The organism is Bacillus sp. JJ1533, from assembly GCF_036965045.1.
Taxonomy (GTDB): Bacteria; Bacillota; Bacilli; order Bacillales; family Bacillaceae_L; genus Ferdinandcohnia.
Genome location: NZ_JBALOV010000039.1, coordinates 80,859 through 100,523, shown reverse-complemented (window position 1 = coordinate 100,523; position 19,665 = coordinate 80,859). Strand labels below are relative to the sequence as shown.

24 protein-coding genes are annotated in these 19,665 nt (G+C 37.8%); 23 read left to right on the top strand and 1 reads right to left on the bottom strand.

The features are described 5' to 3' along the window. Positions 1-57: 57 nt before the first annotated feature. Positions 58-654, bottom strand: coding sequence for a YitT family protein (locus V7138_RS21135; RefSeq protein ID WP_335401250.1), 597 nt, complete (start codon positions 652-654; stop codon positions 58-60). A gap of 179 nt (positions 655-833) precedes the next feature. Here V7138_RS21135 and V7138_RS21130 point away from each other — a divergent pair, with 179 nt between their 5' ends. The 23 genes from V7138_RS21130 to V7138_RS21020 all read left to right on the top strand — a co-directional run. After that, complete coding sequence (locus tag V7138_RS21130; protein WP_335401247.1) at positions 834-1,364, top strand: Gmad2 immunoglobulin-like domain-containing protein; 531 nt, start codon at positions 834-836, stop codon at positions 1,362-1,364. Positions 1,365-1,578: 214 nt separating this feature from the next. Further along, positions 1,579-1,785, top strand: coding sequence for a DUF1657 domain-containing protein (locus V7138_RS21125; protein WP_116352842.1), 207 nt, complete (start codon positions 1,579-1,581; stop codon positions 1,783-1,785). 153 nt (positions 1,786-1,938) lie between these two features. After that, positions 1,939-2,325, top strand: a complete 387-nt coding sequence (locus V7138_RS21120; protein WP_335401245.1) for a YhcN/YlaJ family sporulation lipoprotein — start codon at positions 1,939-1,941, stop codon at positions 2,323-2,325. A gap of 19 nt (positions 2,326-2,344) precedes the next feature. After that, positions 2,345-2,824: a stage V sporulation protein AC gene (gene spoVAC, locus V7138_RS21115; protein ID WP_335401243.1), complete on the top strand. Its 480-nt coding sequence runs from the start codon at positions 2,345-2,347 to the stop codon at positions 2,822-2,824. Next, entirely contained in the window at positions 2,824-3,843 is a 1,020-nt protein-coding gene (gene spoVAD / locus V7138_RS21110; RefSeq protein ID WP_335401240.1) for a stage V sporulation protein AD, read from the top strand. The genes spoVAC and spoVAD overlap by 1 nt, the downstream gene beginning before the upstream one ends. Further along, positions 3,840-4,190 carry a stage V sporulation protein AE gene (gene spoVAE / locus V7138_RS21105; RefSeq protein ID WP_335401238.1) on the top strand — a complete coding sequence of 117 codons (351 nt, stop codon included), beginning with the start codon at positions 3,840-3,842 and terminating at the stop codon, positions 4,188-4,190. The genes spoVAD and spoVAE overlap by 4 nt, the downstream gene beginning before the upstream one ends. A gap of 12 nt (positions 4,191-4,202) precedes the next feature. Then, positions 4,203-4,409 (top strand): DUF1657 domain-containing protein, encoded by a 207-nt coding sequence (locus V7138_RS21100; protein ID WP_335401236.1) that lies wholly within the window; start codon positions 4,203-4,205, stop codon positions 4,407-4,409. Between the two features lie 23 nt (positions 4,410-4,432). Beyond that, complete coding sequence (locus tag V7138_RS21095) at positions 4,433-5,293, top strand: DUF421 domain-containing protein (RefSeq protein ID WP_335401235.1); 861 nt, start codon at positions 4,433-4,435, stop codon at positions 5,291-5,293. A 239-nt stretch (positions 5,294-5,532) separates the two neighbouring features. After that, the gene (locus tag V7138_RS21090) at positions 5,533-6,357 is read left to right on the top strand and encodes an amino acid ABC transporter substrate-binding protein (RefSeq protein ID WP_335401233.1); all 825 of its coding nucleotides are present in this window, start codon (positions 5,533-5,535) and stop codon (positions 6,355-6,357) included. Next, on the top strand, positions 6,341-7,045 hold the full coding sequence (locus tag V7138_RS21085; RefSeq protein WP_438824392.1) for an amino acid ABC transporter permease: 705 nt from the start codon (positions 6,341-6,343) through the stop codon (positions 7,043-7,045). Before V7138_RS21090 ends, V7138_RS21085 begins: the two co-directional genes overlap by 17 nt. 12 nt (positions 7,046-7,057) lie before the next feature. Further along, positions 7,058-7,807 (top strand): amino acid ABC transporter ATP-binding protein, encoded by a 750-nt coding sequence (locus tag V7138_RS21080; protein ID WP_335401231.1) that lies wholly within the window; start codon positions 7,058-7,060, stop codon positions 7,805-7,807. Positions 7,808-7,886: 79 nt separating this feature from the next. Beyond that, on the top strand, positions 7,887-8,483 hold the full coding sequence (locus tag V7138_RS21075; RefSeq protein WP_335401229.1) for an NADPH-dependent FMN reductase: 597 nt from the start codon (positions 7,887-7,889) through the stop codon (positions 8,481-8,483). Positions 8,484-8,604: 121 nt separating this feature from the next. Next, positions 8,605-9,327 carry a FadR/GntR family transcriptional regulator gene (locus tag V7138_RS21070; RefSeq protein ID WP_335401227.1) on the top strand — a complete coding sequence of 241 codons (723 nt, stop codon included), beginning with the start codon at positions 8,605-8,607 and terminating at the stop codon, positions 9,325-9,327. Positions 9,328-9,422: 95 nt separating this feature from the next. After that, positions 9,423-10,142, top strand: coding sequence for a (Fe-S)-binding protein (locus V7138_RS21065; RefSeq protein ID WP_335401225.1), 720 nt, complete (start codon positions 9,423-9,425; stop codon positions 10,140-10,142). A 15-nt stretch (positions 10,143-10,157) separates the two neighbouring features. Continuing rightward, positions 10,158-11,585, top strand: a complete 1,428-nt coding sequence (locus tag V7138_RS21060; RefSeq protein WP_335401223.1) for a LutB/LldF family L-lactate oxidation iron-sulfur protein — start codon at positions 10,158-10,160, stop codon at positions 11,583-11,585. After that, positions 11,585-12,301: a LutC/YkgG family protein gene (locus V7138_RS21055; RefSeq protein WP_335401221.1), complete on the top strand. Its 717-nt coding sequence runs from the start codon at positions 11,585-11,587 to the stop codon at positions 12,299-12,301. The genes V7138_RS21060 and V7138_RS21055 overlap by 1 nt, the downstream gene beginning before the upstream one ends. 220 nt (positions 12,302-12,521) lie before the next feature. Continuing rightward, on the top strand, positions 12,522-13,310 hold the full coding sequence (locus V7138_RS21050) for a DeoR/GlpR family DNA-binding transcription regulator (protein WP_335401219.1): 789 nt from the start codon (positions 12,522-12,524) through the stop codon (positions 13,308-13,310). 349 nt (positions 13,311-13,659) lie between these two features. Continuing rightward, on the top strand, positions 13,660-14,649 hold the full coding sequence (locus V7138_RS21045) for an alcohol dehydrogenase catalytic domain-containing protein (RefSeq protein WP_335401217.1): 990 nt from the start codon (positions 13,660-13,662) through the stop codon (positions 14,647-14,649). Between the two features lie 49 nt (positions 14,650-14,698). Beyond that, complete coding sequence (locus tag V7138_RS21040) at positions 14,699-15,715, top strand: zinc-dependent alcohol dehydrogenase family protein (protein ID WP_335401215.1); 1,017 nt, start codon at positions 14,699-14,701, stop codon at positions 15,713-15,715. A gap of 91 nt (positions 15,716-15,806) precedes the next feature. After that, positions 15,807-16,676, top strand: coding sequence for a sugar phosphate isomerase/epimerase family protein (locus V7138_RS21035; RefSeq protein ID WP_335401213.1), 870 nt, complete (start codon positions 15,807-15,809; stop codon positions 16,674-16,676). 37 nt (positions 16,677-16,713) lie between these two features. Then, positions 16,714-17,559 carry a class I fructose-bisphosphate aldolase gene (locus V7138_RS21030; protein WP_335401211.1) on the top strand — a complete coding sequence of 282 codons (846 nt, stop codon included), beginning with the start codon at positions 16,714-16,716 and terminating at the stop codon, positions 17,557-17,559. Beyond that, positions 17,556-18,728 (top strand): Gfo/Idh/MocA family protein, encoded by a 1,173-nt coding sequence (locus V7138_RS21025; protein ID WP_335401209.1) that lies wholly within the window; start codon positions 17,556-17,558, stop codon positions 18,726-18,728. The genes V7138_RS21030 and V7138_RS21025 overlap by 4 nt, the downstream gene beginning before the upstream one ends. Further along, the coding region (locus V7138_RS21020; RefSeq protein WP_335401207.1) for a carbohydrate kinase family protein at positions 18,703-19,665 on the top strand (963 nt) is incomplete at its 3' end. The genes V7138_RS21025 and V7138_RS21020, both read left to right, overlap by 26 nt.

Below are 19,665 nucleotides of genomic sequence, written 5' to 3'. Positions count from 1 at the left end.
TCAGATTTTTATATGATTGTATTTATTGTAAATATTAATTAGTGAAGAGTAGGAATATTATTTTGTTTTATAGTTATTACTTGTCATATTCCACGTGCAAACACTTGTAGTTATCCCTCCGGCTAAAATCGTGACCGCCGAAAGGAAGAAGGTTTCCATTGAAACGAATAACCCTCCAAGGCAAATGACAAAGACATCAATAATCAGAATGATGATGCCCACATTCATTTTCACAATGTCTGAAAGAAACTGAGCTAATAAATCAGTTCCTCCCGTGCTTGTCTCAAAGCGAAGCATAAATCCAATTCCAAAACCGATTAGAATCCCACCAGCAAACGAGCTAAATATGGGAGAAATATGTAAACGAATTTGGTTGAAGTTATGAAAAAAATCTATAAAAAACGAGGATAGAAGCATTCCGTGGAGGCTATTAAAAAAATAGGATCGATATTTAAACCAAGAAATCGTAAATATGGGGATACTCAAAACCATAATGGAGAACCCCGCATTTGTATGAAAGAGATAACTTATAATTAACCCCAGCCCAATAATTCCACCGTCTAAAACTTTGTTTGGTATCAAAAAAACATTGATCCCCATTGCAATTGTAATGCTGCCTACAAAGATAGCAACTGCTTTCATTAAAAATGGCATATACTAAGAACTCCCCTGTCTTGAGTGGACGTGTTCCTATTTATATGCAAATAACGTGATAATATGGACAACTTTTTTCTAAGGATAGAAAAGTACTCAGAGTCTGTCCTTCGGTATTTTTTTCCTCAAACTACGCAAAATAAGAAAGAGAGATATTTTTGTGAAGGAGAGGATTATCAATGAAAAAAATCTTTATTTTAATTGCTTTATTATGTATTGCCTCCATCTTGGCCTCATGTAACCAAAATGATCAAACCAACGAACCGAATGACAATGAGCAAGTTAATGACACTGAGGAACAGGTTGAAAACAATCAAGACGAAACCGAACAGGAAAAGGAAAATAAGGAAGTGGATGAAACAGAACAAAATACGGATAATGATGTTGCTCCAACAAATGAAGAAAAGGTATATCAAAACAAAATTTTCAAAGATGTAAAAGTGTCTGAGACTGATGATCAAATTGTCATTACTGGTAAAGCTCAAGTTTTTGAAGGTGTTTTTGACTATGCAGTTTATGATGGTGAAGACAAGTTGCTTGAAGACCACTATCAAACAGTAGGTGCCCCTTCTTGGGGTGACTTCGAAATCGCGATTGATAAAACCTTAATAGCTCAGCCTAAAAATGAGGTTAAATTTGAGCTCTTCGTTTATTCAGCAAAAGATGGTTCTAAAGAAAACATCTTAACGATTCCCCTTACAAATAAGTAGATAATACCGGTGCCACTACTAGGAGTAGGCACCTTTTCTAATTATGCTAAACGTGGACAGAAGTCGTGTCCCGCACCTACCTTATCTAGGAAAATGAGCTGTCCCCTTGTCCCAAATCTCCTCAGTGTTTTTGTAAAAAAATGGATTAATGAATAACGCTCATTCTGCAAATTCTATGGATGTTTATAATGTCAAAAAATGTGGAGGGAACGTAATGACAGTTAAAAGTCAGGTTAAACAAACAATCGCAGGTTTGAAAAGTGCACAAGCAAGTCTTGAACAGTTTTCACTTCAAACTCAAAATCAACAAGCGAAACAAATGTATCAAACTGCTGCACAACAAACTCAAATGATTGTGGATAGTCTAAATCCACGATTGCAAGAATTAGATGCGGAAGAGCCACAGTATCAACAAGAATAAGTCTAACAAACATCAAGGTTGGTTATATAAGCCAACCTTTTCTCCAATTGGAATGCTATAGAGATGGGATTGATATATATGAAGAGGTACCTCTTTGGAAATATTTTTTTTGTTTTCTTAGTCTTTATTTTATTGACTGGGTGTAAGGAGAACATGGATTCAGTCAAAAATCAAAGTACATCTATTACCCAAATAACCGCGAAAAAATCTACGAATCAATCGACGGCTAATCAAGCAGAAGAACTATTAATCAAAAGGGACGATGTCACCGGGGTTCGAGGGGTCAATACGAATCAAGAACTCCTTATTGCCATAACAGTTCCCCAAATAGATAGATTTCAACTGAAGTCTATTGAAAAGAATGTGAAAGAGGAATTAAAAAAGAAATTTCCAGATTACAAAATTCAAGTATCAACCGATCAAAAAATATTTCTCGAATTGGATATTTTGGAGAGAAAGCTTGAGAAAGAGAAGACTGGGGAAAAAGAACTTAAAAAAGAATTAGGGAAAATCAAAACTCTGATGAAAGAGGAAGCATGATTGTGAGTGAGGGTAGCCGATGTCAAATAAAAAAAAGAAAAAATTAACCCCAGTTCAACAAGAATATCAAGCCTTTCAACAGCAAAGGGAAACAAAACGCCCTTTATTGAAAAACTGTATCAATGCGTTTTTAACAGGTGGAATCATATGCTTAATCGGACAGGCCATTCAAACGTTTTATATCTATTTTTTCGATTTTACAGAACAAACAGCGGGGAATCCAACAGTTGCTACCCTAATTTTCATTTCCATGTTATTTACGGGATTTGGGGTTTACGACAGAATTGCACAATTTGGAGGTGCTGGTTCCGCTGTGCCCGTGACAGGGTTCGGAAATGCAGTTATCTCGGCAGCGATTGAACATCGTACAGAGGGTTTTGTTCTGGGTGTTGGTGGTAATATGTTTAAATTAGCAGGTTCAGTTATCTTATTTGGCGTTTTTTCAGCCTTTATTATCGCGACCATTAAGACAATTCTGATCACGTGGGGGGGACTGTAATGCTGATTGGTCATCGAACATGGATATTTGATCAAAAGCCTGTCATTATTTCGACTGGAACAGTAGTCGGACCATTTGAAGCAAAAGGCAAGATTCCGCAAGATTTTGACTTAATTCATGGGGAAATTTGGCTAAATCAAGATTCATTTGAAAAGGCACATCAAGTCCTGTTAGAGGAGGCTTGTCAAAAGGCGATCGAAAAAGCCAATCTGCGGAAGGAGCAGATTCAGTTTTTCCTAGGTGGTGATCTAATCAATCAAATCACCCCAACAAGTTTGGCGACTAGAACACTTGGAAGTCCGTATCTTGGATTGTTCGGGGCTTGCTCTACCTCAATGGAAGGATTAGCATTATCAGCTTTTATTGTCAATCATTACGGTGCAAAATACATCTTAACGGGTGCGTCGAGTCATAATGCTGCGGTTGAAAAGCAATTTCGTTATCCAACCGAATATGGCGGGCAAAAACCTCCAACTGCACAATGGACGGTTACAGGTGCGGGGGTGGCATTAGTTAGTTCTACGGGGGCAGGCCCTCGAGTAACATCAGCAACCATCGGTAAAATCGTAGATATGGGGTTGACTGACCCATTTAATATGGGGGGAGCAATGGCACCTGCTGCTGTTGATACAATCGAGGCTCATTTAAAAGAACGAAACGTTGATCCATCATATTACGATTTAATCGTGACGGGAGATCTTGGTCATATCGGTCGAGAGGTATCTCTGGATTTATTTAAGAAACATGGCACTCCAATTAATGAAAAAAATTATCAGGATTGTGGTCTACTTATTTATCGGGATGGGCAGCCAGTCCTTTCAGGTGCAAGTGGTGCAGGTTGTTCCGCGACAGTCGTTTATGGACATATTTTAAATCGAATGAAAAAAGGGGAATTAAAACGGGTCCTAGTTGTTGCGACGGGCGCCTTACTATCTCCTCTAACGTTTCAGCAAAAAGAGTCAATTCCCTGTATTGCGCATGCGGTATCAATTGAAAATGAAGGTGGGGAGCAGTCATGATTTTCTTTTGGGCTTTCGTCATAGGTGGACTTATTTGTGTGATTGGACAGATTATGTTTGATGTTTTTAAACTCACTCCGGCACATACTTTATGTACATTTGTCGTACTTGGAGCACTTTTAGACGCATTTGGTTTATATGAACCGTTTATCGACTTTGCTGGTGCTGGGGCAACGGTTCCAATTACCAGCTTCGGAAATTCACTCGTACATGGTGCAATGGACGAAGCGGAAAAACATGGTCTGGTTGGAGTGGTAACCGGGATGTTTGAAGTAACAAGTGCCGGCATATCGGCCGCCATCATTTTCGGGATGATTGGCGCAATATTTTTTAAACCAAAAGGATAAGGAGAATGAAGGGTGACAGTTGGCTCTCAGGTGAAACAATGTCTTTCTAGTATAAAAAGTATTGAATCAAGTCTATCAAGTTTAGCATTACGCACGCAAGACACAGAGGCAAAACGAACTTTTCACGAAACCATGATGGTCATGGATGAAATAAAGAATGATCTGAAAAAGCGAGTTAGTGAAATAGAGCGAGAGGAAGATCAATATAAAGGTTTTTAAATCAATGGTAAGGAGTTACGATTATGCCAGATTGGGTAAGTATTGCCGTACGATCACTAGTCTTACTTATCGCACTGTTTTTTTTTACGAAATGGTTAGGGAAGAAGCAAATTTCCCAGCTATCCTATTTCGAATATATTAATGGAATTACAATAGGTAGTATTGCTGCTGAGGTTTCCACAGGACTAGATCGACATGTCAGTCATGGATTAATAGGCATGGGTGTCTGGTTTGCTGTTCCGTTTATCATGGGTTTCATTTCATTAAATAGTAAAATAGTAAGAGACTTTGCTGAAGGAAAAGGAACCGTTTTTATTCAAGATGGAAAGGTAATGGAAGATAATTTAAAAAAAGAAAAATATACAATTGATGAATTACTAGCAAAACTACGAAATAAGAATGTCTTTCAGGTGGCAGATGTTGAGTTTGCCGTATTAGAAACAGATGGAAGCTTAAATGTCTTATTAAAAAAGGAAAATCAACCAGTAACCGCAAAAGTTCTAAATCTCGCTGTTGCTCCAATAAAAGAACCGCAAACCGTTATTATGGACGGAGAAATCATGCATGAACCATTATCGTCATCTGGATACAGTCAGAATTGGCTCGACACGGAACTTGATAAAATAGGCGTAAGTATTGAAAATGTGTTCTTAGGGCAAGTGGACTCTTATGGACAACTGACAGTCGATTTATTTGATGATAAAATCAAGGTCCCATCCCCACAGGAAAAACCATTACTTCTCGCTACGATAAAAAAATGCCAGGCAGATTTAGAATTATTTGCCTTACAAACCAATAATCAATCTGCAAAAGAAATGTACCAAAAAAATAGTGAGAAACTTCAGGATGCACTAAATAAAGTGACTCCGTTTTTATCGAACTAAAGAATTATTTGAAGGTTATTCTAGTTGAAATTTTAAAATCAGGGTTTAGTAGATAAAAGAAGTGAGCAAATTGATACATCAAAAAATCGATATTTACGGTAGAAATAGTGAACAATAAGAAACGTTTTCAAGGGCTGTCTAATGAGACAGCTCTTTTTATGCCTTCAACCTGGTGAATAGAATAGCTAAACTTGTAAAATCTACTACTAAGAATAAACACAAAACTGGGGGTATTAAACATGAAGAAATTTCTTTTTTTATTTATATGCGCAATGGCTTTTATCCTTGTAGGATGCGGTGGCGCAGACCAAGATAACAATGCAGGGAACGAAGATAATAATGACACGAATCAAACTGGGACATTATTTGATGAAATCAAGGAGAAAGGTGTTTTAACAGTAGGAACTGAAGGGACGTATGCACCGTACACCTTTCACAATGAAGAGGACAAATTAACAGGCTACGACGTAGAAGTGATAAGAGAAGTCGCTAAGCGGATGGACCTTGAGGTGGAATTTATGGAAACTCAATGGGACTCCATGTTTGCTGGGCTCAACTCAAAGCGTTTTGATTTAATTGCAAACCAGGTGGGGATAAATGAGGATCGTCTTGCTAATTATGATTTTTCAGAGCCCTATACTTATTCCTCTGCTGTCCTTGTTGTACCAAAGGATAATAATGATATTAAAACATTTGCGGATTTAAAAGGAAGAAAAGCAGCCCAATCCTTGACAAGTAATTACGGTGCAATTGCTCAAGAAAATGGCGCTGAAATCGTAGGTGTAGAAGGGCTTGCACAGTCAATTGAGTTGATTAAGCAAGGACGTGCAGAAGCTACTGTAAATGATAAGCTTGCTGTTCTTGATTACGTAAAATCTCAAGGTGATGAAAGCATCAAAATTGCAGCAAGTTCAGATGAGGTTTCAGAGATGGCCTTTACTTTTAACAAAGGGAACGAAGATTTGGTAAAGGCGATTAATGAACAATTGGCTGCAATGAGGGATGATGGGACGTTGGCAAAAATCTCTCAGGAATGGTTTGGTGAAGATGTTTCTACAAAATAGTTTTCTTCTAACGATAAATGCGAATATGGAAGGTTGGGAGTTATTTATGAACTCCCTTCCTTCCATGCTTTCGGGAGCGATTCAATATACAATTCCACTCACACTAATTTCTTTTATTGGTGGGCTAATCCTTGCATTGCTAACAGCGATGATGCGATTGTCAAAATCAAGACTCATCCAGGTTCCTGCAATTATCTATGTTTCCGCAATTCGTGGAACACCATTGCTTGTGCAATTATTTATTATTTTTTACGGATTACCCAATATTGGGGTGAATATTGACCCTTTTCCAAGTGCAGCGATTGCATTTATTTTAAATGTTGGTGCTTATGCATCTGAGATTATTCGAGCGTCGATCTTATCGATTCCAAAGGGACAATGGGAAGCCGCCTTTACGATTGGTATGACAAGGTGGACAGCACTACGACGGATTATTCTTCCACAAGCAGCAAGGGTTTCTGTACCACCTCTATCCAATTCCTTTATCAGTCTTGTAAAAGATACATCCCTTGCTTCACTCGTTTTAGTCGCTGAATTATTCCGTAAGGCACAGGAAATCGCAGCGCGTACATACGATTTCCTTCTATTATATGTGGAAGCAGCCCTGATCTATTGGGTGATATGTTTTATATTATCACTCTTTCAAGCAGGGCTGGAACGGAGATTAAGCCGTTACGTGGCAAAGTAAAGGGGTGAGGGTATGTTTTTATCAGTCAAAGGGCTGGCGAAATCATTTGGTGAAAATGAAGTCTTAAAAAATATTGATATCGATGTTGGTAAAGGGGAAGTCGTCTCAATTATTGGTCCATCCGGTTCTGGAAAAACAACGATGCTCCGTTGTTTTAATGGACTGGAACAACCGAATCGAGGGGTCTTTCAGTTTGAAGATGGGTTTACACTTAATTTTTCTGAAAAAATTAGTAAAAAGGATATTCTTCGGTTAAGTAGAAAATCGGGGATGGTTTTTCAATCCTACAATCTTTTCCCCCATAAAACAGCCCTTCAAAATGTGATGGAAGGACCAGTCATTGTTCAAAGACGAAATAAAACCGAAGCAAGAGATGAAGCAGAAGAACTATTAGAAAAAGTAGGTCTGAAGGAAAAAATGGATTTATACCCACACCAACTTTCAGGTGGACAGCAGCAGCGGGTCGGGATAGCAAGGGCATTAGCACTGAAACCGGAATTACTCTTATTTGATGAACCCACCTCTGCATTAGACCCAGAACTAATTGGAGAGGTTTTAAAAGTCATGAAGGATTTAGCCAACGAAAATTGGACGATGATTATCGTGACTCACGAAATCCAATTTGCAAGCGAAGTATCTGACAAAGTTATATTTATGGATGGAGGGTACATTGTTGAGCAAGGCAATCCTGATGAAGTACTGAAAAATCCGAAGGAGGAGCGGACTAAACGATTTTTACAACGAATTCTGAACCCTACATAAAATTGTGTGTATAAAGTCTATTAGATAATGGAAACTTATTATTGTAATGCTTTTCTTAACTACATAGGTGGTGTTAAGTATGGGCTTTTTAGACAAATTGTTTGGCAAAAATACAGCAACGGAGGAAACAAAAATGGCAGATGAAAAATTAAATATTGGGATTATTTTAGGAAGTACCCGTGAAGGACGCGTAAGTCCACAGGTCGGCGAATGGGTAAAAGGTTATGGTGACAAGAAAGGGAATGCAAATTACGAAATCGTGGATATTAAAGATTATGATCTACCGTTTCTAGGTACAGGGGATTCTCCTGGGATTGCGAAGTGGAATGAGAAGTTAGCAAGTCTTGATGGATTTATCTTTGTTGTAGCAGAATACAATCACAGTATAACAGGAGCATTAAAAAATGCGATGGATCTAGCACGTGAAGCTTGGTACAACAAATCAGCGGGAATCGTGAGCTATGGTTCAACTGGCGGTGCTCGTGCAGCAGAACATCTCCGTGGAATCTGTGGTGAGTTAAATATTGCGGATGTTCGTACTCACCCAACCTTATCGCTCTTCCTAGACTTTGAAAATGGTACTGATTTTAAACCACAAAATATTCACGATGATAATATGAACATGCTGTTAGACCAAGTTGTTGCTTGGGGTAAGGCATTGAAGACGGTACGATAAAAACAGTAAAGAAAGCAAAGCGAATGATGCTTGCTTTCTTTTTTACTGATTTATTTTTTTTTCCATTTTGGCCAGAATCAACGTATAATCAAGGTGAACAAAACGTAACGGAGGACCATCCATGGAATACAAAAAAATAAAACCCAAAAAAATCTATGAAGAGGTTACGGATGCATTACAAGAGGCAATTCGTTCTGGAAAATTAAAGCCGGGAACAAAGCTTGATTCTGTTCAACAGTTAGCGGAAAGCTTCCAGGTTGGACGTTCTGCAATTCGTGAAGCCTTAACTGCCCTAAAAGCAATGGGTTTAATCGAAATGCGTCAAGGCGAAGGAACGTACGTAAAGGAATTCCAAGCAGAGGATTTCACATTCCCTCTAGCAACGGCTATGTTAATGAATCAACAAGATGTCATGCATCTACTTGAAGTCCGGAAAATTATCGAAACAGGTGCAGCTGCAACTGCAGCGAAAAAACATATTCAACAAAATCTAGAAAAAATGAAGTCAGCCTTAAAAGGCATGAAAGTCGCATTAGGAAATGAAGAACTAGGGGAAACTGCAGACCTTCAATTCCATCTTGCTATTTCAGAAGCGACTCAAAACCCTCTACTGGCCAATTTATTATTACACGTTTCTGATCTCATGCAGGAAACAATGAAAGAAACAAGGAGAATCACTTTATTCTCAGAAGAAAAAACGACTGAGCGTTTATACAATGAACATCTTGCTATTTATGAAGCAATTGCAGAGGGGAATGAAGAAGTAGCAAGAAACGCAATGCTCATTCATCTGAATAATGTTGAAGAAACCTTAAGGAACTTTTTTAAAGAAACGTTAAAATAGTCTTTTATAACAAGGAAAATAGTAGTAACATAGTTCTTAATAATAAGGTCATCAGATGACCTGTTCACTTGTTTTGTAAAGGGGGAAAAAACAAAATGAAAGTCACTTTATTTGCCACCTGTCTTGTTGACATGTTTCAAACAAATGTAGGGAAAGCAACGGTTGAGCTATTAGAGCATCTCGGCTGTGAAGTGGAGTTTCCTTTATCTCAGGTCTGCTGCGGCCAGCCAGCTTACAATAGTGGCTATGTAGAAGAAACGAAAAAAGCCATGAAAAAAATGATTGAAACCTTTGAAAATGCGGAGTATATCGTATGTCCATCTGGCTCTTGTGCAAACATGTTCCACGAATACAAAGATATTTTTAAAGGTGACCCTGTATGGGAACCAAAAGCAATCAATCTTGCCAAGAAAACGTATGAACTAACGCAGTTCATTGTTGATGTTTTAGGCATTACAGATGTAGGTTCAACTTTTAAAGGAAAGGTAACCTACCATACATCCTGCCATATGACGCGACTATTAGGCGTAAAGAAACCACCTATTAAACTATTAGAAAATATTGATGGTGTAGAATATGTAGATCTTCCAGGAAAAGAGAATTGCTGTGGATTCGGTGGCACTTTTTCTGTAAAAATGGGGCAAATCTCAGAGAAAATGGTGGATGAAAAAGTTCAATGCGTTGAAACGACTGAAGCCGACTATCTTATTGGAGCAGATGCCGGTTGTCTTATGAATATTGGCGGAAGAATTAATCGACAAGGTAAACCAATTGAAGTTTTGCATATTGCAGAAGTATTAAACTATCGAAACTAAAGAGGGGAATAAATCGTGGCATTAAAAACGAGTGATGAAAAATTTAAGACCCGTGTCCAAAAGGAAGTTCAAAACACATTCATGAGAGGGGCGGTCTCAAAAGCTCAAGAAACCATTCAAGGCAGAAAGCAAACCGTTACAGATGAATTGGGGAATTGGGAGGAATGGCGTAACCACGGAGAGGAAATCCGCCAGCACGTGCTGGAAAATCTTGATTATTACTTATATCAATTAAGTGAGCAAGTTTCAAATCGTGGCGGACATGTATTTTTTGCCCAAACAGCAGAAGAAGCAAGTACATACATCAGTGACCTTGCGAAAAAGAAAGAAGCAAAAAATATTGTCAAAGCCAAATCAATGGTAACGGAAGAAATCAGTCTTAATCCAAAGCTTGAGGAAGCAGGCTGCAGAGTAATTGAAACGGATCTAGGGGAATACATCCTGCAAATGGATGACCATGATCCACCGTCTCATATTGTCGTTCCTGCATTGCATAAAAATAAAGAACAAATTCGTGATGTATTTGCGAATAAAATGGACTACAAGAATTCCGAAAAACCAGAGGAACTTGCTTTATTTGCGAGAGAATCATTGCGGCAAGAGTTTTTACAGGCTGACATGGGAATTACAGGCTGCAACTTTGCGGTTGCAGAAACAGGTTCGATTACTCTCGTAACGAATGAAGGAAATGCCGACCTTGTTGCAGCTCTTCCGAAAACACAAGTCGTCGTTATGGGGATGGAGCGCCTTGTTCCAACCTTTGAAGAAATGGAAGTTCTCGTCGGCATGCTGACAAGGAGTGCTGTCGGTCAAAAATTAACCAGCTATATCACGACATTAACAGGTCCCCGTGAAGAAGGCGATGTCGATGGACCAGAGGATTTCCACCTTGTCATAGTCGATAATGGCAGATCCAATATACTCGGTACGGAATTCCAATCGGTTTTACAATGTATTCGTTGTGCAGCATGTATTAATGTTTGTCCAGTATATCGTCATGTCGGCGGTCATTCCTATGGTTCGATTTATCCAGGACCAATTGGTGTCGTGTTAACACCACTGCTCGGAGGCTATGATGATAACAAGGAACTTCCATATGCCTCGACCCTTTGTGGTGCTTGTACAGATGCGTGTCCAGTAAAAATTCCACTGCATCAATTGATTCATAAGCATCGCGAGGTGATTGTGGAGCGGGAAGGTCGGGCACCTGTTTCTGAAAAACTGTTAATGAAGGCATTTGGTTTCGGCGCATCTTCACCATCTCTTTACCAGATGGGGTCAAAACTCGCGCCAACCTTAACAAAACCAATTGCTCATGGTGACAAAATTACAAAGGGCGTCGGCATGTTAAAAGAATGGACCGATGTTCGTGACTTTCCGGCTCCGAATAAAGAGAGATTTAGAGATTGGTTTAAAAACCGAGAAAAAGGAGGCGAGGAGTAATGAAAGGAACTATCCAAAACCGCGACGCATTCCTCGACCAAATTGCAAAACAACTTGGTCGGGAACGAAAAACAACACTACAACCACCTGTGTGGAAGCACAACCCACAGGAAGAAGTTTTAAAGGATGCAACAGTGGATGAGTTAGTGGAGGTTTTAAAGCTACAATGTACTAAAATTCATACGGAACTCATCATGACGTCAAAATCCAAACTATCGGAAGACCTAGAGAAGAAAATAAAGGAATTTGGAAGTGGTCCAATCGTTACATGGAAGGATGAACGCTTCGAAAAATTTGGCCTTGAATTCTTATTAAAAGAAAAATTACCTTCGGAAAACGAGAATGTCTTTGAATGGAATCCTGACCTAGGAAAAGACAACATTGCAAAAGCAGAACAAGCAAACATAGGAATTACGATCAGCGAAATTACATTAGCGGAATCCGGCACAGTTGTACTATACAGTGGCCCAAATCGTGGAAGAACCATCAGCTTCCTGCCAACTCACTCGATTGTAATCGTCCCAAAAAGCACGATTGTTCCACGGATGACCCAAGCAGCGAAGCTCATCCGCGAAAAAGCAAAAAACGGAGAACAAGTCCCTTCTGCGATTAATTTCATTACTGGACCAAGTAATTCAGCGGATATTGAGATGAATCTAGTGGTGGGTGTGCATGGACCTGTAAAGGCGACTTATATATTAGTGGATGATTTATAGTAAATATAGTTAATTCTGTGATAAGCTTAAAACTTTTGATTGTAAAATATTAAGTGCTGCTTCCTTGTGAAGTAGCACTTTTTTTAAAAGTAAAATAGAGATAATAAAAATAAAACATTAGATTTACTTATGCGATGTATTATAATATAATAATGTTAAAATATAACAATAAAAGTTAAATAATAACACGATTTAAAGTTACTTTAAAGGGGGATGTAAGTTGAAGAGTCATACATCATCTGAACCAGGAGAAAAATTACAGGCACCAGAGCGACAAAAAGAAATATTAAATATCCTATCTAGTGGTAGTGAAGTGAAATTTAATGAATTGAGCAAAATATTCGGCGTGACTGAAATGACGATTAGACGAGATATCGAAAAGATGGAAAATAATGGACTTGTAAGAAGAACCTTCGGTGGAGCAATCATCTCACATATTAAGGATTTAACCTTAAAGGATAGGTCCAATCTTATGATTGAAGAAAAAATAAAAATTGGAAAGTTAGCAGCATCCTTAATTAAAGAAGGAGAGGCAGTTTTTATTGATTCTGGCACAACAACTGTCCAAATTGCACGACATCTTACTCCTAAATCGGTTAATACAGTTATAACAAATTCCCCACAAATTGCCCTAGAGCTCCAAGAAAAGAGTATTTCTACAATCCTATTAGGAGGTCAACTATTAGAGAGCACAATTTCCTTAGTAGGTCCTATAGCAGAAGAGAACTTAAGGAATATGACATTTGACCGTGCTTTTATTGGAGGAACTGGTTTTAGTGTTAATGCTGGATTGAGTAATTCAAATGTATTTGAAATTCAAATAAAAAAAATAGCTATACAACAATCTAAAGAGGTAAATGTTGTTATTGATTCCAGTAAATTCGGTGTTGAGTCTTTAGCATCCTTTGTAAACTTAGATGGAATTGATCGCATAATCACAGGAAAACAACCAAATAATGAGATTTTACAATTGTGTAATAAAAGTGGTGTCGAAATCTTAGTGCCGTAAACAAAGCGAAAGAAGGGATTTATCAGAAATATCCTTCTCTTTTTTAAATTCAAAAAAATTAATTAAATATATAGACTTTTCATTAAATGATTTGTATAATTTGTGTTATAAAATAATAATAAATGTTATGAATTAACATATTTTTATGTAAAAGCTAACAGTGGTATTTTTACACTTTTAATAACCTACAAAAACATCTACTTGTATTTATTCAGTCCTCTTATGAATTATCATAAAGCTTTATGATTTGCCTCTTTGTATCTAACCTAATTAATTTAGTCGACTTCGAGAGTAATATGATTTTTAATTTTCCATATTGAAAAATGAATAAATAAATGGAGGGATACAAATGAAAGCGCTTGTATACTATGGTCCGAGCGATGTTAGAGTTGTTGAACGTGAGATTCCTAAAGTAAAAGAGGGAGAAGTTCTTATTAAAGTAGCTGCAGCTGGGCTGTGTGGTACAGATCGGCATATTGCTGATGGAAGTTATCAAGCAACAAAAAATATTGTCTTAGGACATGAATTTGCTGGAACTATTACAGAAGTTGGTGAAGGTGTTTCACATTTACAAACAGGAATGGAGGTTTGTGTTGATCCAAATCTTTCTTGCCACAGTTGTGAACAATGTCGTGCAGGTAAACCAAATATGTGTACAAATGCTCAAGCGGTAGGTGTTACGCGTGATGGAGGCTTGGCGTCATATGTATCTGTGCCAGCTGAATTAGTATCACCTCTTCCTGAGGGGCTATCTCCCCTTAATGCAATTTTGGGCGAACCTTTATCTTGTGTTGTCCATGCATTGGACCGCGCTAATCCACAGGTCGGAGCTAGAACTGCAGTTTGGGGGCTGGGTACAGCAGGAATAATGATGATTCAATGTCTTAAAGCACTGGGGCAACAAACAATTATTGGAATTAGCCATCATGAAGACCATCGACAACTTGCTTTAAAAGCAGGAGCCACAAAGGTTATGTCACAAGAAGAAGCAATGAATAATTTAGAAGTGGATTTAGCAATCGAGGCTTCTGGTTCCCCAACTGCTTTTTTACCAGCATTTAATGCATTAGCTAAGGGGGGGAAATTACTATTGTATGGAGTAATGAACCCTGAGGATACTGTCCCATTAAAACCCGAAGCGATGTTTAGAAAAGAATTACAAATCATAGCAAGCTATGTTGGACCGAATACATTAGATCGCTCTCTCGCTCTATTAAATGCAAAGGTAGTTAATCCGGACTTACTATTGGGAGATAGATTAACACTAGAGGAAGCACAACAATGGGTATTTAAAGAAGGGGTAAGAAGAAAGGCAAAAGCTCATGTAGTATTTGAGTAGTTTACTAGGTCTATAGATTCTCAAAAACCTAAAGGGAGGACATACATATATGATGATGAAAGCTCTAGTAATGGAAGAACCAAAAAAAGCAGTGATAAAAGAAGTGCCATATCCAAAACCCGGAAAAAACGAGATTACAGTTAAAGTGAAGGCTTGCGGGATATGCGGAACGGATATTCATATTTATAATGGAACATTTATGCCGAACTATCCCCTCATACCTGGACATGAATTTTCGGGTGTTGTTCATGAAATAGGAGAAGGTGTAACTCAGTTTAATATTGGTGACAGAGTGGCTGTGGACCCCTCATTGTTTTGTGGTAAATGTGACTACTGCCTAAGTGGCCGTGGGAACCATTGTATTGAATGGAAGGCTACTGGTGATACGGAAAATGGAGCAATGGCGGAATATGTGCGGGTTCCGGAAAATACGGTTTTTCGGATGCCGGATGAAATGCCATTCTCAGAAGGTGCGTTTATCGAACCAGTTGCATGTGTTGTACATGGAATGAATCAATTAGATTTGAAGGTTGGTCAAAGTGTACTGCTATTTGGTGCAGGGAGTATGGGACAGCTGTTAATTCAAGCTTTAACTCATGCTGGCGCCGGAGAACTGGCTGTGGTAGATGTTGCGCAAAATAAATTGGATCTAGCGAGAGAGAATGGTGCAACACACACTTATTTAACAAAAGATGTACCAGCTCAATTAGCTAATAGAAAAAAACACAATGGATTTGACGTAGTCGTAGATGCCACTGGGATTCCTTCAGTCATTGAGTCGGAATATCAATATTTAGCACCGAAGGGTACACATCTGCAATTTGGTGTTGCTCCAGAAGGTACGACTATCCAAATAAGCCCTTTTGATATTTATCATATGGATTGGAAATTGGTAGGATCAATGGCGGTAAACCATACTTTTAAGGCTGCTATGAATTGGATGGCAGCAAAACGATTTAATACAGAACAATTAATATCAGAGGTTATTAGATTGGATGAAGTCCCAGAATTCTTTGCTAAAGGAAAAGCTCCCGATATTATGAAAGTTCAAATAAGCTTTGAGTAAGCATTTTGAGAATGCTCTCAATAATAACCCAAATATGAAATATGAAATCGGCATTCTTAAATAAAATAAGTTTAAGTGGAGGTTTTCATTAATGAAAATAGGTGCTCATGCTTTTGTGGTAAGTACTACTTGGAATAAGGATACGCTATGGGTAATTGATAAGTTTAAAGAACTGGGATTAGATTTCATTGAAATACCACTTATGAATTTAAAAGAGACTGACCCTGTTGCGATAAAAAAACGACTTGATGAGGTTGGAATTGACGTTTGTACCTCAACAGTTCTTACAGCAGAAACCGATCTTACTAGTAATGATCCTGAAGTATGGAAAAACGGGATTTCATATTTGAAAGATTGTATTGATGTTACATATCAAATACGTTCAAAAAGTTTGTCAGGTGTGATTTTCTCACAACATGCTAACCCGTTCCCGGAAAAACCAGACCAAGGAGTTTGGGAACAAGTTGCTGACGGTCTTCGAGAAGTGGCAAAATATGCCCAACAATATGGAATTAGGATAGGTATTGAACCAGTAACTCGGTTTGAAAGTAGTTTAATAAACACTTGTGAACAAGCGGTTGAATTAATAAGACTAATCGGGGAACCAAATGTAGGTATTCATCTAGATACATTCCATATGAATGTAGAAGAAAAATCATTTTATGAAGCTACTAAATTAGCTGGTGATGACCTATTACTCTACCACTTATGCGAGAATGACCGTGGAATTCCAGGGTCTGGCCATATTAATTGGGATGATATTTTTAAGGCATTAGCAGAAATAAATTATAAAGGGTGGGTTTCACTAGAGTCATTCTGTGATTATTCACCAGATATTCGAACATTTATTTGGAGAAAACTTGCTCCAGATGAGGAAACAAACATTAAACAGAGTGTTGAATTTATTAAAAAAATGCAAGAGAAATATGGATTTATTACGAATGAAAAACAAAATGCATAATTAATAGTTTGATAATAATTTATTGGAGGAATAGTGGATGTCTGTTCAAGCAAGAATGAACCGTTTATTTGCAGTTGATGGAAAATGTTTTGATGTAGCAATTGATCATGGTTTTTTTAACGAAGTTTCATTTTTATCTGGAATTCGAAATATGAAAGAAGCAATCGAAAAAATCGTTCATGCAAATCCCGATGCAATTCAATTGGGGCCTGGTCAGGCAAAGCTGCTTCAGGAGATTCCTGGAAAAGAAAAACCTTCACTAGTATTACGGACTGATGTTGCGAATGTTTATGGCAATAAGTTGCCTTCACATTTATTCAGTCAACTAATCGAAAGGCCAGTGGAACAAGCTCTCGCATTAGATGCATCATGCGTAGTTGTAAATGTATTTATGATTCCGAACCATCCTGAAGTGCACCATCAATGTTTAATGAATGTAATGAAGCTTAAACCAGAGTGTGAAAAATATGGAATGCCATTAATGGTAGAACCTCTTGTCATGCTACCAAATGAGAAGCACGGAGGATATATGGTAGATGGTGATATTGATAAAATTGTTCCTTTAGTTCGTCAAGCAGTTGAGTTAGGGGCTGATATTATTAAAGCGGACCCATGTGACAATATCGAAGAATATCACAAGGTTATTGAGGTCGCCTCAGGTAAGCCGGTACTAACAAGAGGAGGCGGAAAAGCACCTGATCGAGAAATTTTACAACGCACCTATGACTTAATGCAGCAGGGGGCAAAGGGTATTGTTTACGGTAGAAATGTTATTCAACATGCTACTCCAGACCTTATGACACAAGCTTTTATGGCAATTGTTCATGATAATGCTTCTGTCGAGGAAGCAATGACTATTTTAAATGGAGAATTAGTCCTATGAACAAGAGAATTATTCGGTTTGGGGTAATTGGTTGTGGATTAATGGGTAAAGAGTTTGCGAGTGCTGTAGCAAGATGGTGTCATCTGGAGGATGTTAATTTTGAGCCGCGCATCATAGCGGTTTGTGATACAAATGTGGATGCAGTTAAATGGTTTGAAAGACATGTTCCTAGCGTAATGAAATCTGCCTCTAATTACCATGAACTTCTTGAAGATCCAGAAATTGATGCGATTTATTGTGCTGTCCCACATAACCTGCATGCAGATATTTATATAGATATTATACGGTCTGGCAAACACTTATTAGGTGAAAAACCATTTGGAATCGATCGAGAAGCAAATTTTAAAATTATGAAGGAAATAGAGAATAATCCTGATGTAATTGTAAGATGTTCTTCGGAATTTCCGTTTTTCCCAGGAGCGTTTAAACTTGGCCAATGGATTCGAGAAAATAAGTTTGGAAAAATCATAGAGGTTGAGGCAGGTTTTTGGCATAGTAGTGATTTGAATCCTAACAAGCAAATTAATTGGAAACGCCAAATAAAAACAAACGGTGAATACGGTTGTATGGGTGATCTAGGTCTACATGTTCTTCATTTACCATTAAGATTTGGGTGGAAGCCAAAGAATGTTAGATCACTATTATCAAAAGTGATAAAGGAGCGTCCAGATCGCAACGGTATTATGCAACCATGTGAAACATGGGATAATGCAATTTTAGCTTGTGAAGTAAATACTGATGAACAAGAATTTCCAATGGTATTATCTATGAAGCGCATTGCTCCAGGACATGCAAATACTTGGTATATAAAAGTAATTGGTACTGAATTTTCAGCTGAGTTTAGTACTAATAACCCTAAAAAGCTTTCGTATTTACCCTACACTCCTGGTGGTGAACAAGCATGGCATATAGTTGATGTCCCAAATCAATCTGCTTACTCAACGATTACGGGTAACATTTTTGAATTTGGTTTTAGTGATTCAATTTTGCAAATGTGGGCATCTTTTTGTGATGAGATTGTTAATGGAACTGCAAATTTACCTCTACAATGTGCAACACCGTTTGAGGCAGAAATTACTCATGATATTTTTACTGCTGCATTAGAATCTAATCGCTTAGGAAATACCGTTTCTATATCTAGGAGTGATTCTATTGCAAAAACAGTTTGAAGTAATTGTAGCAGGACATCTATGTCTAGATATTATTCCCAATCTACAAACGAACCGACCTGAAAATCTGTTTCAACCAGGTCGGTTAGTAAATATTGGTCAGGCATTATTATCTACTGGAGGTGCTGTTTCGAATACAGGGATTGCGCTTCATAGACTAGGAATTCCAACCAGATTAATGGGGAAGGTTGGGGATGATAATTGGGGAAATATCATTCTAGATGCTTTTAGACAGCATGATAATTCGTTAGTAGAAGGTATGATTGTAAGTGAAGGAGAGAATAGCTCATATAGTATTGTAATTAGTCCTGAGAATTCAGACCGATTTTTTATGCACTATCCCGGTACGAACGATACTTTTAATGTGAATGATATAAAGAAATACCAAATTGAAGGTGCAAAACTATTTCATTTTGGTTACCCTCCTCTTATGAAAAACATGTATGAAAAAGATGGAGAACAATTAGTTCAAATTTTTAAGAATGTAAAAGAACAAGGTTTAACAACTTCTCTAGATATGTCCAAACCAGATCCTAATTCAACTGCGGGAAAAGTTAATTGGAAAAATATATTATCCAATGTTTTACCGTATGTTGATATTTTTTTACCAAGTATTGAAGAAGCGCTATATATGGTTAATCGTGAAATGTTTGAAAAAATAGCTAGTAAGAGCGGGGATATAAGTAAGCATTTAAATGCTTCACTAATATCTGAGTTAGCTGACGAGCTATTAAGCATGGGAACACCAATTGTTGTTTTAAAGCTTGGCGATCAAGGACTTTATATAAAAACCACATCCAATATAACACGTTTAAAAAATCTAGTGCACTGTAACCTACATGATATTGAGAATTGGAGAGGAAGAGAGCTATTAATCCCTTGCTTTGAAGTTAATGTTTCTGGCACAACTGGTGCTGGTGATTGTACGATTGCAGGG

What these genes read in the sequence shown, in the direction of transcription:
- V7138_RS21090 (WP_335401233.1), top strand. Translation starts at nt 5,533, where the DNA reads ATGAAGAAATTTCTTTTTTTATTTATATGCGCAATGGCTTTTATCCTT.
- V7138_RS21130 (WP_335401247.1), top strand. Translation starts at nt 834, where the DNA reads ATGAAAAAAATCTTTATTTTAATTGCTTTATTATGTATTGCCTCCATC.
- V7138_RS21125 (WP_116352842.1), top strand. Translation starts at nt 1,579, where the DNA reads ATGACAGTTAAAAGTCAGGTTAAACAAACAATCGCAGGTTTGAAAAGT.
- V7138_RS21070 (WP_335401227.1), top strand. Translation starts at nt 8,605, where the DNA reads ATGGAATACAAAAAAATAAAACCCAAAAAAATCTATGAAGAGGTTACG.
- V7138_RS21065 (WP_335401225.1), top strand. Translation starts at nt 9,423, where the DNA reads ATGAAAGTCACTTTATTTGCCACCTGTCTTGTTGACATGTTTCAAACA.
- spoVAE (WP_335401238.1), top strand. Translation starts at nt 3,840, where the DNA reads ATGATTTTCTTTTGGGCTTTCGTCATAGGTGGACTTATTTGTGTGATT.
- V7138_RS21135 (WP_335401250.1), bottom strand. Translation starts at nt 654, where the DNA reads ATGCCATTTTTAATGAAAGCAGTTGCTATCTTTGTAGGCAGCATTACA.
- V7138_RS21120 (WP_335401245.1), top strand. Translation starts at nt 1,939, where the DNA reads ATGGATTCAGTCAAAAATCAAAGTACATCTATTACCCAAATAACCGCG.
- V7138_RS21025 (WP_335401209.1), top strand. Translation starts at nt 17,556, where the DNA reads ATGAACAAGAGAATTATTCGGTTTGGGGTAATTGGTTGTGGATTAATG.
- V7138_RS21075 (WP_335401229.1), top strand. Translation starts at nt 7,887, where the DNA reads ATGGGCTTTTTAGACAAATTGTTTGGCAAAAATACAGCAACGGAGGAA.
- V7138_RS21035 (WP_335401213.1), top strand. Translation starts at nt 15,807, where the DNA reads ATGAAAATAGGTGCTCATGCTTTTGTGGTAAGTACTACTTGGAATAAG.
- spoVAC (WP_335401243.1), top strand. Translation starts at nt 2,345, where the DNA reads ATGTCAAATAAAAAAAAGAAAAAATTAACCCCAGTTCAACAAGAATAT.
- V7138_RS21040 (WP_335401215.1), top strand. Translation starts at nt 14,699, where the DNA reads ATGATGATGAAAGCTCTAGTAATGGAAGAACCAAAAAAAGCAGTGATA.
- V7138_RS21095 (WP_335401235.1), top strand. Translation starts at nt 4,433, where the DNA reads ATGCCAGATTGGGTAAGTATTGCCGTACGATCACTAGTCTTACTTATC.
- V7138_RS21080 (WP_335401231.1), top strand. Translation starts at nt 7,058, where the DNA reads ATGTTTTTATCAGTCAAAGGGCTGGCGAAATCATTTGGTGAAAATGAA.
- V7138_RS21045 (WP_335401217.1), top strand. Translation starts at nt 13,660, where the DNA reads ATGAAAGCGCTTGTATACTATGGTCCGAGCGATGTTAGAGTTGTTGAA.
- V7138_RS21085 (WP_438824392.1), top strand. Translation starts at nt 6,341, where the DNA reads ATGTTTCTACAAAATAGTTTTCTTCTAACGATAAATGCGAATATGGAA.
- spoVAD (WP_335401240.1), top strand. Translation starts at nt 2,824, where the DNA reads ATGCTGATTGGTCATCGAACATGGATATTTGATCAAAAGCCTGTCATT.
- V7138_RS21030 (WP_335401211.1), top strand. Translation starts at nt 16,714, where the DNA reads ATGTCTGTTCAAGCAAGAATGAACCGTTTATTTGCAGTTGATGGAAAA.
- V7138_RS21055 (WP_335401221.1), top strand. Translation starts at nt 11,585, where the DNA reads ATGAAAGGAACTATCCAAAACCGCGACGCATTCCTCGACCAAATTGCA.